This window comes from Arthrobacter sp. MYb23, from assembly GCF_002979775.1.
In the GTDB taxonomy this organism is placed as follows: Bacteria; Actinomycetota; Actinomycetes; order Actinomycetales; family Micrococcaceae; genus Arthrobacter.
The window spans coordinates 18,226-32,121 of the sequence record NZ_PCPR01000015.1; the positions used below are offsets into that span (position 1 = coordinate 18,226).

The following is a 13,896-nucleotide window of genomic DNA, read 5'->3' on the forward strand; positions in this document are numbered from 1 at the left end:
GCGCTTAGCGCCTACCGTGTAACGCCTAACGCAGGACGATGTCCACCGGGTTAGCCTCGGAACGCCACGCTCCCGGATCGCCTGGTCCGGCAATAACCGGAGCCGTGAGCACTCCCGAGCGGTTGGTTCGCTTGTCGCGGAGGATTTCCGTGACGGATCCAAGGTGCCGGGACAGATCGATCACGTTTTCCGGAGCCGCGAGCAGCAACTGGAACCCGAATTCGTGGAGCGCCTTAATGCCGGCGCCCGCGAATTCCTCGGATGCCAGCACGAACGCTTCGTCCATCATCACGGTGCCGTAGGTGGTGAACCCTTGTTCGGCGATGCCCAACTGGTAGCTCAGCGCCGCAGCCATGATGAACGCCGTGAATCGCTGGCGCTCACCGCCGGACATCGAGCCGGTATCGGCATGCATGAAGACCTCGGTCTTCCGCTTGGCGGCTTTACCGGTGCCGGCCTTGTTCGACTTCGAAGCCACCTCGCGGTGTTCCTTGCACTGAATAAACAGGTGCCCACGGACGTCCAGCACCTCAGCCCGCCAGCGCCGATCCTCCGGCGTCTGCGATCCCAGCCGTTTCACCAGGGTTTCGAGCGACTTGTAGCGCGAGGTGAGTTCGGCGTCGTCGTCGATTTCTGCTGCTGAACCAGCGGCCGCGCCGCGCGACGGGCGCGTGTGCTTGGCCTTCAGCGCGTTCTGAATCGCATCCTTGAACTGTTTGGCGGTGGCCGGAAGCGTCTGCTTGATGTCCAGTTCCAGGAAGCTGCCCTCATGGAAATTGACCTGGGACAGGATGCCGTTGAGGGGCAGGATGCGGCTGGTGATACTGCGGCGTTCCTCGTCCAGCAAGTGCAGGAGGGTGCTGAACGATTCGTGGGTGCGCTGGTTGAAGAACAGCCGGAACTCGGCCTCCTGGGCGGGCAAGCCATCACTGACGATCGCGTGGTACCGGGATTCGAAGTCCCCGGCGGCGCCGATCGACGTGCCGTGATCGGCGCTGATGGCACTTCCCCAGTCACGCACGAACGCCTCAAACATGCGGGTCAGCCGCTCGGCGGTAGCCTGCCCCCGCGATTCCGCCGCGTGCAGTTCATCGAGCAACCTATTGCGGACGCTGTTGGCCAGATTGTCGAGCTCGTACAGTTCAGAGACGTCGGCGGCGCCGTCGAAGTACGGCTCCAGCGCGGTAACAGTAGAAGCCGACGGCGGTGCTTGCTCCAGCTTCAGCCTCGCAGCATCGAGCAGGCTGTCCGCCGTGGTCATCTTGTGGTCCAGCGCCTTGTATTCGCTCTGCAGAACGGCGGCCGTACCTGTGGAAGACTGGTGCTTTTCCCGCACGGTTTCAATGCTTGCCCGCAACGGCTCCAGGTCCGCCTGAGCGGCCAACGCATCCGTGAGGCGCTGTTCGATCCTGGCAAGCTCCTCCGCGGCGACGGCTGCGGAGACCTGTTCCCAAGGCCGCTCATCTTCAGCGACCCGGCGCAGCGCTTCGAGCTGACGAGCCATTCCCTGGTGCGAATCCTCGCGGCTTTGAGCAAGTTCCGCGGCTTTCACGAGCTCGTTTTCCAGCTCGCCCACACGGGCAGCCACCAGTTCCAGCTTGGAGGCGTTATCGAAACCGAGGACGTAATCCTGGCGGCTGGTAAAACGGTCGTCCTTCTCCACGGTGTGCCGGTTGCGTTTGACCACACCGCCCAGGCTCAAGCCCTTGTCCAGCGAAGCAAGCTCGTCTGGATCCTCCACGCACGGGTACGCGAAGTCCACAGCAATCCGCTCGCGGATCCACTCTCCGGCGTCGGCATTCGCGCCCATGGTGAGGATGCTCAACTTAGTCAAGAGGTCGCCGTCGGACACGTCCTCAACAGCCAGCGCGCCACCGGCGAGCGGCTTTGAGACATCAACTGCACGCAACGCGCCGCGGACGGTGTTGTCATTCAGATACCGGGTCACCGCAGCGAAGTGCTCGCCAGGAACCAGCAACGTGGTGGCGAGGTTGCGCAGCGCCCGCTCGGCGGCCGGGCGCCACTGATCCTGCCCCTCGGCGAGATCGATCAGCTCCCCACCAAAGGGCATCCGCTCTTCCGGAATGCCCGTGGCCGCCGCGATGGCGGCACGGTTTTCAATGCTCGACGGCGGCAGCAGGGACTTGCGGGACCGCAGGGACAGCAACTCCTGCTGAGCCGCGGCCAGCTCGCGCTTCTTGGTTGCGTGGCCGTCGAAAGCCTCGAAACGAAGCTCCTTCAACGCCTCCGAATCGTCCTTCAACTCGGCTGAACGCGCTGCTGCCTGCTCGTGGGCTTGGTCCCAGCCCTCGGCGGACCATTCAAGGTTCAGCCCGGCGTCAGCCAAAGCCTTCCTGGCAGAATCCTCCACCTGCTGACGCAGCTTCAAGCCAACTTTCGCGTTCTCCAACGACTGCTCAATCGCCGAAATCGCGTTACCGCCGCGGTTGTTGTAATCCACCTCAAGGTCGCGGAGCTCCTTGGACAAGCCGTCCCGCACCGTGCGCTCGGCGGCCAGCTCCTGGGCCTTGGACTGAGCCAATTCCTTGAACCTGGCCAGGGTCTTGGCGTGGACGGTGACCGCCAGCTGCTGCTTGTAAGCCTCGAACTCTTCGCCAGCCAACTCCCGGAGACGGTTCGCGTCCAGTAATGCCTGCGCGTACTCCTTGTTCAACCCCGGAACCGGAGCCAACTGGTCGCGCTGCTGCCGCACGTCCTCCAGCCGCTGCCGAATAGACATCAGGTTGCTGAATTCCTCCACCACATCATCGGCGGCAGCCAACGTCGCGGGAGCATCCAGCACCTGGTCGCGGAAAAACGTATTCACGCTGCCGCCCAAGCCCTTACCCGCCTGGATCACGCGAAGCAGCGGGAGCGCCTGGTCCGAGTTGATGCCCAGCAGACGCCGGAAACGTTCGGCGAACGCCTTGTGCACATCGAAGACCTGTCCCTCTGGGAAGATCGATTCCAGCGCGCCCTTGGTAAACCGCTTCTGCGCGATCCCCTCGATCGCCTCGAGGTCCAACGGTTTGCTGTCAATCACGTAGAAACGTCCGACGCTCGACTCCGTGCCATTCTTCGGCAGGTCGAAGAGCGCCGAGACCGTCACCTTGGTGCCGGCCGCGTTATCAAACGTCAGCGCGACGGCGGACCACGTGGCACCAGGGCGCTGGAAGGCACTCGCCGAACTATCGCCGACCGCCTTATCACCCACCTTGCCGCGCATATAGGTGAACGTGGTCCTCTTGTCCTCCACAGCACCACCGGAACGCTGGGCCGCAGCCTCGTTCGAGCGCGGACGGGCATCGAAAACACGGAGCATCGCATCAAAGAGCGTCGACTTGCCCACGCCCGAATTACCCGTGAGGAGAGTGCCCTTGCGGTCCACATGCATGGTGTGGGCGCCATGGAACGTGCCCCAGTTGACCACCTGCACCAACGCGAGGCGCATCTGGCCGGGGTTCGTGAGCTCGCCGAGCGGGAGCATGCTTGCGATGGTCACTTTGTGATCCCTTCAGCGTTGGTTGCGTCCGCAGCGGTACCGGACACATGCTCTGCATGCTCGCTCGTCCCTCGCTTAGACGCATGCTGCCGCATGTCTCCGGCATCGCCGCTCGTGCCGTTCCCGACCTCAGAGGCATCACTGATTTCATCCGAAGAACGCTCGACGTCGGCGCTCACCTCAGCGGGCCCTTCACCTTCTGCGTCGTCGTCCAGGTCGTCACCTGTTGAGTTGGTTTGGTTGGAGTCGGGATCAAGGTCCAGGAGGGGTTCTGTTCCTGATTCGTCGGCTGCTACTGCTATCAGGGCCTCGATCTGGGCCGGGATATCTCCGATGTTTTCGAAGGGAAGAGCCAGTGGGAGGGCGTTGCTGATGGTGTATGTGTCATCCAGCGGGGTGGGGAGGATGAGTTGGCGGGCCAGGAGCTTGGTGATGGTGCGGGTGACTACGTCAGAGTCGCGCAGGGCATCCTGTTGGCCGGCCGGCGTGTAGTTGGCCACGAGGTCCGAGATCTCTTCGCGGGTGATGGTGGGGTCCGTTTGGGCTGTGACATGGCGGTCCAGCAAAAGGCGGAGGCGGAGCAGGACGATGGTTTCCACGCGGCTCAGTGCGCGCTGCTGCCGGAGGATGCTGGAGCGGGAGCTGGCGCCGATGACTTCCGGATCGACGGGTCGGAGGACCGCGATTTTGCGATCATGGTCGAGCTGGAGGGTGAGGAACAGCTCGGAGAGGCGGCTGCGCAGGATCAGCTGGTTGTCCAGCAGCGTGGTCCAGAGTTTCTCGTCGCGGCCGCCGTCAATGTACGGGCCTTTCAGCAGCTTTACCAAAGCATGGCGGACCTTCATGGGAATCACTCCGGTGTCGCCCGGGAACAACGCAGCGCCGTCCACGAAGGTGTCCCGCGGAGTGACCCGGAACGGGTCAGCGTGGACGGCTTCGGTATCAGCGTGGGCGGCTTCGGTATCAGTGTGGCCGGCTTCGGCGGCGGGCTCAACCACCACTTCGGCGACCTTGTCCGCTGCGGTGACGTCCGTCGTCGTAATTTCTTCAGTCATCAGAATCCTCATTCAGCGTGACGACAGGCAGGTACGCCGTGCGGATGCTGCCGTCGATTTGTTCGAAGTCGATGTGTTCCCAGGCGGCCCTGTCGAAGGCGGCGCCCGTCTGAAGCGCCATGGACAACAGGGTGCGCACGGTGTTGATGTGACGTTCTTCGGCGGGCAGGTTGTCCCATGCCTCGCCCAGAGTGGCTGCACCGGCCATGGCTGTCCGGACAACAGCGGGCTTGGCCTTTCCGGTGCGCGCCGACCGTACGCGGTCTGAGTCGCTGAAGGCGATGGGGTCGGCCAGGCGCGGGGGTGTTGCAAATTCGTCGGGGTCGAAAAGTTTGACCATGGCCAACGACTCAAACCCGGCGTTGAACAGGACCGGCCCGCGCACCAGGCCTGGGCGGTCACGTTCGTACGGCATGGACCGGATGGCTTGCTCGGCCTCGGCCAGCACCTTGCGCAGACTGACGGACTGCCTGACGTCGTCGCTCTGGATGTAGGTGTTCAGGCTTTCGGAGAGCTTGCCGTAGATCCGCTGGATCTGACTGTGCTGATACCGCAGCTCGGCAACGAGATTCTTCAGCGTTTCACGGTCCTCATGGGAGAGGTCGTCCGCGAATTGCCGGCTCAGCACCTCGCCGATCGCGGAACGGAAGCGCAGCTGCTGCTGCGGATCCTCCAGGAAGGCTGTGAAGGAGCGGAACGTGCGGCCTTCCGGGCTTTGCCGCAGGCGTTTGTCGGCCTCCAAAACCTGGGCCATGGTGGCACCCTTGCTCAGAGATTCCTCGATGATCTGGTTGCGGAGCTCGCCCACCAGTTCTTCGATCCGGTCACGCATCTTTTTGTAGTCGGCTGGCAGGCTGGCCGCGAGGTCCAGGATGTTGCCGGCCGCTTCAACTGCTTCCTCATCGTCCAGAAGCCCATCGAACTCCCCGGAGCTGATGTCTTCCACCAGCTGCTGGCGCTCGTGGATTTCCTCTTCAAGGGCTTCCAAGCGCGCGCTCTGGTCCGGGTTGGTCTCGTTGGCGAGCTTCTCAACATCGCCCAACAGCGTGCCGAGCCGCGAACCGTTAAGCGTGGAACGTTCACTGGAAAGACTGTCCAGGAACGCCAGCACGCGGGCAGCAGGCTCAGTGACTTCGTAGACGATCTGGCCGGACTGGTTCCGACGCGTCAGGAACTGCTTGCGGGTCCATTCGTCGCCGAAGAGTTTGCCGTTTTGCTGGCCGCCGAGGGCCGGATCCTGGCGTCGGAGCTGCTCAAGGAAAGCGTCGACGTCGGCATGGAACTCTTCGAGCGGAAGCTGCGGCCGGGTGCGGGTAAAGGAGGCCTGCAGCACGGCGATCACCCACGGGGCCGACCGTGTCAGGGCCCACGCGGGGCCTTTGGTCAGCTGTTCGAGGTCGCGGAGCCGCGCGCTGATGGCGTCGGCGGAGGACATGGCTGAACGGGACAACTACTCTCCTTCAGCTGCTGCGAAACCTGGCTGGCAGCGAAAACTGCCCCGTACAAGGTTAACGCAGAGCGTCGCTTGGGCTACCGACGGGCGGAAGCACCGCCGTCGAGCGCGCCGAAAGCACCGCCGTCGAGCCTGTCAGAGCGCGCCCGCCGCTACCATTTCGTAACCTACCGCCCGGTATGGTTTCGATCCCGTATCAACGCCGTTATGACGCGTTTCTGCACTGGCCGGAAACCGCGCCCGCCCCTAGTGTCAGAGCATCGACGCAGCCACGCCGCGTCAACCCACGCACCGTCGCCCCGGGGGGAACCATGAATTTCGACTTCTCTGCGCTTGATACAGCCACTTACGTATTCATTGGAACACTGGTCTTCGCTGCAATTCTGGTGGCCTTTATTGCCGCCGCAGCAATGGCAACAATCATTCTTATTGGGGCCATGGGCATGGTCTGGTACACCGTCAAAGGTGTTCTCGGTGGCCTTGTCCACGGCATTAACTTTGCGTGGGACCGCCTGGTCCATCACGCAGGACAGGTGGAAATCCCGGCTGAATTCCAGCCTCAGATTTCCCCTAGTACAGGTAGCTACTCACGGGTAGCATTGAGGGACAGCTGAAGGGTTCCCACCCACGGCGGACCCTGGCTCCATCCGGCACCACCGGCTAGAGGAGTTCTCCCATGACGTCCGCCACTGACAACAGTCTCGCTGCCGCAAGCGTCAACGCCACCGCAGAAGAAGCCCGCGCCGTCGCCGAGGCTGCCCGGGAAACTGAATGGAACCGGCCCAGCTTCGCCAAGGGCCTTTATCTGGGCAGTTTCGACCTCAGCCTGATCCATCCCTGGCCGCAGGCCAAGGCCGAGGACGTGGAGCGGGGCGAGGAGTTCATGGCCCGCTTGCTGGTGTTTGCCAAAACCATGTCCGGCCGCGTCATCGAACGCGACGCCAAAATTCCCGACGAATATCTTAAGGGGCTCGCGGACCTGGGTGTTTTCGGTATGAAAATCCCTCGCGAATATGGCGGCTTAGGCCTGTCCTTGGTCTATTACGGCCGCGCGCTTGCCTTGCTGGGGTCGGTTCACCCGAGCCTCGGCGCCCTGATTTCCGCCCATCAATCCATCGGCGTTCCCGAGCCCGTCAAGGAATTCGGCACACCCGAGCAGAAGCACGAATACCTGCCTCGCTGCGCATCCGGCGCCATCACTGCTTTCCTGCTGACAGAACCCGACGTCGGCAGCGACCCTGCACGCATGGGCGCCACTGCCGTGCTGTCCGACGACGGCGGCTCTTACCTCTTGGACGGCGTGAAACTGTGGACCACCAACGGTGTGATCGCCGAACTGGTGGTGGTCATGGCAAGGGTTCCTGCCCATACCGATGCAGACGGGACGGAACACAAAGGTGGCATCTCCGCTTTTGTGGTTGAGATGAATTCCCCGGGCATCACGGTGGAGAACCGCAACGCCTTCATGGGCCTGCGCGGGATTGAGAACGGCGTGACCCGTTTCCACCAGGTGCGGGTTCCCGCCGCCAACCGGCTGGGCCGCGAGGGCCAAGGACTCAAAATCGCCCTCACCACCCTCAACACGGGGCGGCTCTCCATCCCTGGCCTGTGCGTGGCGGCGGGAAAGTGGAGCCTGAAGATCTCCCGCGAATGGTCCAACGCGAGGACGCAGTGGGGCCGTCCGGTGGGCAAACACGAAGCCGTGGGCAAGAAGATCGCGTTCATAGCCGCCACCACTTTTGCGCTGGAGGCCGTGTTTGAACTGTCCGCGGAGATGGCCGACGCCGGGCAAAAGGACGTTCGCATCGAAGCCGCCCTAGCCAAGCTCTGGTCCACGGAACTGAGCTGCCGGATCGCCGACGAACTCGTGCAAATCCGTGGCGGCCGGGGCTTCGAAACCGCAGATTCCCTGGAAGCCCGCGGCGAACGGGCAGTCCCGGCCGAGCAACTCCTCCGGGACCTCCGCATCAACCGGATCTTCGAGGGCTCCAGCGAGATCATGAAACTCCTGATCGCCCGGGAAGCCGTGGATGCCCACCTTGCCGCCGCGGGCGACCTCGCCTCAGCGGACGCGAGCCTGCAGGATAAGGCGAGGGCCGCCGTCGGCGCCTCCGGCTTCTATGCCCGCTGGTTGCCCAAGCTGGTTGCTGGCGCAGGTATGGATCCGCGTTCCTACGCGGAATTCGGCCGCTTAGCCAAGCAGTTGCGGTTCGTTGAACGCTCGTCGCGGCGGCTCGCCCGGCAGACGTTCTACGGCATGGGGCGTTGGCAGGCGAAGCTGGAGCACAAGCAGGCCTTCCTGGGCAGGATCGTGGACATTGGGGCAGAGCTGTTCGCCATGGCGGCGTGCTGCTCGCGCGCTGAAATGCTGCTCCGAACCCATCCCGAACAGGGCGCGGCCGCCTTCGAGCTCGCCGAAGCGTTCTGTGAGCAGGCACGCGTGCGGGTGGACGAATACTTCGACCAGCTGTGGAGGAATACCGACGACGGCGATCACCACCTTTCGCGCAAGGTCCTGGCCGGCGACTACGCATGGCTGGAGGCCGGAGTGCTGGATCAGTCCGAAGGCACCGGCCCCTGGATCGGCGATGCCTCCCCGGGCGCTTCAACCAAGGAAAACCTGCACCGCAACTACCGGTAGGCCTTCCCGCTGCGTTCCTTCCCAGTTAGTCCGGAACGCTGCCTGAGCACGACGGGTCAGGCCGCGGAACTTCCTTGATCGCCGCCGGGCAATCCGGAGGCAACTGGGAAGGAGCGCACCTAGCGCGCGTCCCCGTCCACATAGAACCAGCGCTTGTCTTCCCGGACGAAGCGGCTGATTTCGCGTTGGACGCCGCGTTCGCCGTCGAGCCTGTAGTGCGCAGCGAACTCCACTGTTCCCGTTGTGTCCAGCGGGCCACCATCCGACGTCGAAACGATGTCCAGCCTGCGCCATTCCATGTCCGAATCGAGGTCCATTGACGCTGGACGCGTGGAGGCGTGCCAGGTGCGCAGGAGGTAGCCGGAATCAAGGACCACGAAGGCCGAGTAACGGGAGCGCATGAGCTGCCCGGCCGTTGGCGCATGGGCGTCGCCGCGGTGAAAGCGTCCGCAACAGTCGTCGTACTGCTCGCCGGAAAGGCAGGGGCAGGCGCCGTTGCGGAGCCGGGCTGAATCAGGGGTCACGGGGTCCCAATCTGAGGCGAAAAATGAGAGCTGGGCAACATATTTTCCCACGTCATATAACAGCTTCGAAACAACCCCGCCAGAGTGTGGGGCGGGGTGTGATTCCGTCGGTGCTGGACCTTAGGCTATAGATGCAAGCTGGGTGGGCATTGGGCGCATCACAAAACGACGGCCAGGGGAGGCTAACGTGGAGGATCCGACAACACTCGCCATCAACCTGACGTATTTGGGGACACTGGGACTCGCGGTCCTGATGTTCCTGGGCCTCGGGTTGATCGTCATCATCACTCTGGTGATCGCCGGAGTCGGACGGCTAATCTCGATCATCCTCCTGGCCATGGTGGGAATCTTCCCCAAGAAGGCCACCACACCCATCGTTCGTCTCCCTCAACACCCTGCACACGTGCCTGATCCCGCTGCCGACGACGAATTCGTGCCGGCCGCGTTGACGGAGCCCGCCTTCGTGCCAGCTGCTGAAACGGCTCCAGCTGCTGCTTCCGCTTCCGAACCTTCCGCTCCAGTTGCGCCCAAGCGGGACTTCCTGGGAGATGCCCGACGGCGGCTCTCGGGTGCAACTTCCGCGCTGAAGGAAGGCACGTGGAAGGCAAAAGTAGACCCCCGCAATCTGCCCAAACCTGCTGAGGTCAAGTCAGTGGTGGAACATCAGACTGCGCACCACCCGATTGTTGTTGCGGCTGCCAAGGAACCGCCCGTCCTGGCGAAGGACTGGGCGGACGCTGTGGCCGAGGCAGACGAACGTGCGGCCGAACGCGCCAAAGCGCAACAGCCTCCGTCCATCAAGGTCACTGTCCGCGACCTTGACGAGCCGACGCCATCCTCCAACGGCCAAACGCCGGCTCCCAAGCGTCCGGACTTCCCACCCAAGAGGCCGGATCACGGACCCTCACAGACCGGCGATGCAAAGATCCCTACCTCGGGCAATGGGGCCAAGAAACCAGGCCCGGACACTTCCAAGAATGGAAAATCTCCGAGCCCGATTCGAAAAGGTTCGCTGAGCAGCGCCAGCCGCAACTCGTAGTTCCCGGCTAGGCGGCCAACTGCCGGGCCTGGCCAAGCGATGACATGCGTCCGGCGATCCAAGCACCCAGCCCAGCGCCTATGAGGACTGCCGGTACCCACAGAAACAGATGGCCACTCCACATCCCCGTGGAGAAAAGGTCCATAACTACGTCAACGGTGCTGGCGGAGTTCCGGGGCGGGTCGCCGTCGAGCATGAACACTCCGTAACGCGCCATCCATACCGGACCCTCCACAGCTAGCGCAGCCAGCAAAGCTACAAAGCTGGCAAGGAGGGCCCAAAGTCCGGTCAATAGCCCAAAGCGGAAGGATCGAGCTCTGCAGGCAGCGGCCAAAGCGACAAGCAGCAGGACGAGCGCCGGCACAGGAACGGTCACCATGAGCACCCCTGGACGCCCCTCAGACAGCTGAAGGCGGGACGCTATGGCCACGGCTGCAGCGACAATAATGCCGCCAGCCAGTGGCAGGATCACCGCCATCTTCAGAAGAGAAGGCGAACGATCGGTCTCCATGGGTCAACTCTAAATAGCTGCCCATCAGGACGCCATAGGGCTACACCACGAGTCGCGGGACCAGTCAGGCGGCCAACTGCCGGAAAGCGGCACCGTGGTAGATCAACGGCTTGGATTCGTGGTTGATGGTGGTCGCTTTGACCTCCAGAACGACGATCGCGTGATCCCCGGCGGGCGTCTCAGACACAACTTCGCACTCGAAGCCCAACACGGCGCCGTCAATCAGCACCGCACCAGAATCGCTCACGCTGGTGTCCAAACCAGCAAAACGGTCACGGGTCTTGGAGGCCAGCTGGAGTGCCGCCGCTTCCTGTCCCTCGGCCAGCACCGAAACGCCCAAACGCTGGGCCTGGCGGAGCTTCGGCCAGGTTGTGGAGGAGTTCTGCACCGCGAACATCACCAGTGGCGGCTCGAGTGACACCCCCACCGTAAAGGAGGATGCCACCAACGCTTCCGGCGTGAAATCCACCATCGCGCTGAAGGCAGCAACTCCGGACGGGAACTGCGCAAATGCTGCCTTGATGGCCGCCGTTTCTTCCACTGTGGTCTGTGTCATTCCGCTGTCCCCTTCGTGCGTTTCTTGAGTTCCCTTCCCATAATTCACCTGCTTCCGGGAACAGCAATATTTGTTGATCCGCAAGACATTTGTGTTGCTGCGTGTCAAGAAATATCGCGAAGTAAGGCCTGTTCCATTACCTCGCAAGACGAAAAACGAAGAAGTTCTACCGCTTGCGTTTATGGCTCCGGCGGGCGTGTGTAGCCTCGATTGAACATCCCGTCCATGACCAGACTCAGGTTTGGACACCAAAACCGTCCCACCAGACACCAGCACTGTCCCACCACAGGAAGCCGACATGAGCCTCAACGAGCTACGAACGCTTGGACGCACTGGCGCCCTGATCAGCCCCCTCACGCTGGGCACCCTGAATTTCGGCACCGGCGCCGCTCCGACGGGTCCTGCCGAGAGCATCCGCATCATCAAGGCCGCCCTCGACGCAGGTATCACCAGCGTTGACACCGCAGACATCTACTCCCAGGGCGAAGCCGAGACTGTGGTTGGCCAGGCCATCCACAGCCGGCGCGACGACGTTTTCCTGGCCACCAAGTTCCACGGCCAGATGGGTTCCAACCCGGCACACGCCGGCAACTCACGCCGGTGGATCGTCCGGGCTGTTGAGGACAGCTTGAGGCGGCTGAACACGGACAGGATCGACCTCTACCAAGCGCACCGTCCGGACTACAACACCGATCTCCTTGAGACCATCACCGCGCTCAACGACCTCATCCGCCAGGGCAAGATTCTCTATTACGGCACGTCCGTGTTCAGCCCGGCCCAGCTTGTCGAGGCCCAGTGGATCGCCAACACCAACCACCTGACGCCGCCCGTTGTGGACCAGGTTCCCTATTCGCTGTTGGTGCGCGCCAACGAACGCGACGTTTTCCCCATTACCCAGCAATACGGCGTCGGGGTTTTGAGTTACGGACCGCTCGACGGCGGATGGCTGGCTGGCGGTTATCGCGTCGGCGGGGGCCAGCCGGAGAGTTCGCGATCGGCCGCGGTTCCGGGCCGTTTCGACGTCAACGCGCCCTTTAACCAAGGCAAGCTGCACGCAGCTGATGCCCTCGCCCAGCTTGCGGCACGCCATGGGTTGACCCTGATACAGCTAGCCGTCGCCTTCGCCCTGAACCACCCGGCGGTGACCAGCGTGGTCATCGGACCGCGGACCGAGGATCACCTCACCGATTACTTGAAGGCCGCAGATGTGGTGCTCAGCGAGGCGGTCCTCGACGAAATTGACGACATCGTGGCCCCGGCCGTGAACTTCCTGGAGCGCGACGCCGGAACAGTTGCCCCGCACCTTGAGTACCCGGAATTACGACGCCGTTAGCCGCCTTGCGTTGTGAGGCCTCCTCTGCGTCCGTTGCTCCTGATTAGGCGCGCAGAGCGGGCCCCACAACAAGGTATTGACGCAGGTTCGGCCGCGGCGTGATCCTTGACCTAGGTGCTGCGGCACTCCGCAGCGTTTAGCTTCCAGTAGAACGCCGCCGTCCCATGTCCAAACACCACGTCAAGCAAAGAGCAACGAAAGCTGCCAACCCAGGGCAGCCGACCGAAGGCCCTCTGACCCACGAAGAACTTCAGCTGTCCGGGCGCAACCATTCCATGCCCCTCGAGGCCCTGCACGACGACATCACGCCGGCGGGGCTGCATTACCTGCTGATCCATTTCGACATCCCGCACGTTTCCGCTGAGACATGGCGGCTTCGACTCGGGGGCGCCGTTGACCGGAGCCTCGAGCTAAGTCTTGCGGACATCAAAGCCCGGCCCGCCGTCACCATGCCCGTCACTCTTGAATGCGCCGGAAACGGGCGGTCGCTTCTGCAGCCGCGTCCCGTCAGCCAACCCTGGGTTCTCGGTGCCGTGGGCACGGCGGAGTGGACCGGAACCCCGTTGGCGCCCTTGCTGGAGGAAGCAGGCCTGGCGAGTGACGCCGTCGAACTTGTCTTCACCGGTGCGGACAACGGCATCCAAGGCGGCGTCGAGGAACCGTACGCGCGCAGCCTGTCGGTTGCGGAAGCCATGCATCCTGAAGTCATGCTGGTCTACGCCATGAACGGCAGTCCGCTGCCTATTCAGCACGGCTTTCCGCTGCGGTTGCTGGTGCCTGGTTGGTACGGCATGGCGAGCGTGAAGTGGCTGACATCGATCGAAGCTGTGACGTCCCGGTTCATGGGCTTCCAGCAGGCGGTCGCGTACCACTACCTTCAAGGACCTGATGGGCCGGGGCTGCCCGTATCCCATATTCGCGTCCGTTCCCTGATGATTCCGCCCGGAATTCCGGACTTCTACACTCGGCGGCGCGTGGTGGAGGCTGGCCCCGTGATGCTGCACGGACGCGCATGGTCCGGGCACGGCGAGGTGGATCGCGTGGAGGTGGGGATCGACGGCGAGTGGATGCCAGCGCACCTCGAACCGGCTCTGGGCGACTTTGCCTGGCGGTCGTGGTCCATGGTGTGGGTCGCGAGTCCCGGTGAGCACATCCTGCGGTGTAGGGCCATGGATTCCACAGGCGCGCTCCAGCCCACTGGACAGGTGTGGAACTACCAGGGCATCGGGAACAACATGGCGCAAGTGATTGAGGTGACGGTGCGGTAGCCAGGTGGTCAGAC

Annotated in this window: 10 protein-coding genes and 1 pseudogene; 5 read left to right on the top strand and 6 right to left on the bottom strand. The window is 63.2% G+C overall.

Annotated features, from left to right (window positions below):
- Nucleotides 1–25 precede the first annotated feature (25 nt).
- The 3 genes and pseudogenes from CQ020_RS15260 to CQ020_RS15270 all read right to left on the bottom strand — a co-directional run bounded on the left by CQ020_RS15260 (nt 26) and on the right by CQ020_RS15270 (nt 6,007).
- Nucleotides 26–3,502, bottom strand: a complete 3,477-nt coding sequence (locus CQ020_RS15260) for an ATP-binding protein (RefSeq protein ID WP_105692623.1) — start codon at nt 3,500–3,502, stop codon at nt 26–28.
- A 203-nt stretch (nt 3,503–3,705) separates the two neighbouring features.
- A pseudogene (locus tag CQ020_RS15265) lies at nt 3,706–4,557 on the bottom strand (DUF4194 domain-containing protein); the annotation flags it as partial.
- Entirely contained in the window at nt 4,550–6,007 is a 1,458-nt protein-coding gene (locus CQ020_RS15270; protein ID WP_105692625.1) for a DUF3375 family protein, read from the bottom strand. The gene CQ020_RS15270 and the pseudogene CQ020_RS15265, both read right to left, overlap by 8 nt.
- A 314-nt stretch (nt 6,008–6,321) precedes the next feature.
- Between CQ020_RS15270 and CQ020_RS15275 the strand changes: the two genes are divergently transcribed.
- Nucleotides 6,322–6,624 carry a hypothetical protein gene (locus CQ020_RS15275; RefSeq protein WP_105692626.1) on the top strand — a complete coding sequence of 101 codons (303 nt, stop codon included), beginning with the start codon at nt 6,322–6,324 and terminating at the stop codon, nt 6,622–6,624.
- Between the two features lie 62 nt (nt 6,625–6,686).
- A complete protein-coding gene (locus CQ020_RS15280) occupies nt 6,687–8,651 on the top strand; it encodes an acyl-CoA dehydrogenase family protein (protein ID WP_105692627.1) in 1,965 nt (654 codons plus the stop codon).
- A gap of 119 nt (nt 8,652–8,770) precedes the next feature.
- Here the strand turns inward: CQ020_RS15280 and CQ020_RS15285 are convergent, their stop codons facing one another.
- Complete coding sequence (locus CQ020_RS15285; protein WP_105692628.1) at nt 8,771–9,226, bottom strand: YchJ family metal-binding protein; 456 nt, start codon at nt 9,224–9,226, stop codon at nt 8,771–8,773.
- A 136-nt stretch (nt 9,227–9,362) separates the two neighbouring features.
- Between CQ020_RS15285 and CQ020_RS15290 the strand changes: the two genes are divergently transcribed.
- Nucleotides 9,363–10,214: a hypothetical protein gene (locus tag CQ020_RS15290; protein WP_105692629.1), complete on the top strand. Its 852-nt coding sequence runs from the start codon at nt 9,363–9,365 to the stop codon at nt 10,212–10,214.
- 7 nt (nt 10,215–10,221) lie between these two features.
- On the opposite strand, the gene CQ020_RS15295 is transcribed toward CQ020_RS15290, so the two are convergent.
- Both CQ020_RS15295 and CQ020_RS15300 read right to left on the bottom strand, forming a co-directional pair.
- Entirely contained in the window at nt 10,222–10,725 is a 504-nt protein-coding gene (locus CQ020_RS15295) for a hypothetical protein (RefSeq protein ID WP_146116694.1), read from the bottom strand.
- Nucleotides 10,726–10,789: 64 nt separating this feature from the next.
- The gene (locus CQ020_RS15300) at nt 10,790–11,281 is read right to left on the bottom strand and encodes a flavin reductase family protein (RefSeq protein WP_024818448.1); all 492 of its coding nucleotides are present in this window, start codon (nt 11,279–11,281) and stop codon (nt 10,790–10,792) included.
- 298 nt (nt 11,282–11,579) lie between these two features.
- On the opposite strand from CQ020_RS15300, the gene CQ020_RS15305 reads away from it, so the two are divergent.
- Nucleotides 11,580–12,614, top strand: coding sequence for an aldo/keto reductase (locus CQ020_RS15305; protein WP_105692631.1), 1,035 nt, complete (start codon nt 11,580–11,582; stop codon nt 12,612–12,614).
- Nucleotides 12,615–12,778: 164 nt separating this feature from the next.
- Nucleotides 12,779–13,882, top strand: a complete 1,104-nt coding sequence (locus CQ020_RS15310; RefSeq protein ID WP_105692632.1) for a sulfite oxidase — start codon at nt 12,779–12,781, stop codon at nt 13,880–13,882.
- Nucleotides 13,883–13,896: the final 14 nt, after the last annotated feature.

What these genes read in the sequence shown, in the direction of transcription:
- CQ020_RS15275 (WP_105692626.1), top strand. Translation starts at nt 6,322, where the DNA reads ATGAATTTCGACTTCTCTGCGCTTGATACAGCCACTTACGTATTCATT.
- CQ020_RS15280 (WP_105692627.1), top strand. Translation starts at nt 6,687, where the DNA reads ATGACGTCCGCCACTGACAACAGTCTCGCTGCCGCAAGCGTCAACGCC.
- CQ020_RS15295 (WP_146116694.1), bottom strand. Translation starts at nt 10,725, where the DNA reads ATGGAGACCGATCGTTCGCCTTCTCTTCTGAAGATGGCGGTGATCCTG.
- CQ020_RS15300 (WP_024818448.1), bottom strand. Translation starts at nt 11,281, where the DNA reads ATGACACAGACCACAGTGGAAGAAACGGCGGCCATCAAGGCAGCATTT.
- CQ020_RS15305 (WP_105692631.1), top strand. Translation starts at nt 11,580, where the DNA reads ATGAGCCTCAACGAGCTACGAACGCTTGGACGCACTGGCGCCCTGATC.
- CQ020_RS15310 (WP_105692632.1), top strand. Translation starts at nt 12,779, where the DNA reads ATGTCCAAACACCACGTCAAGCAAAGAGCAACGAAAGCTGCCAACCCA.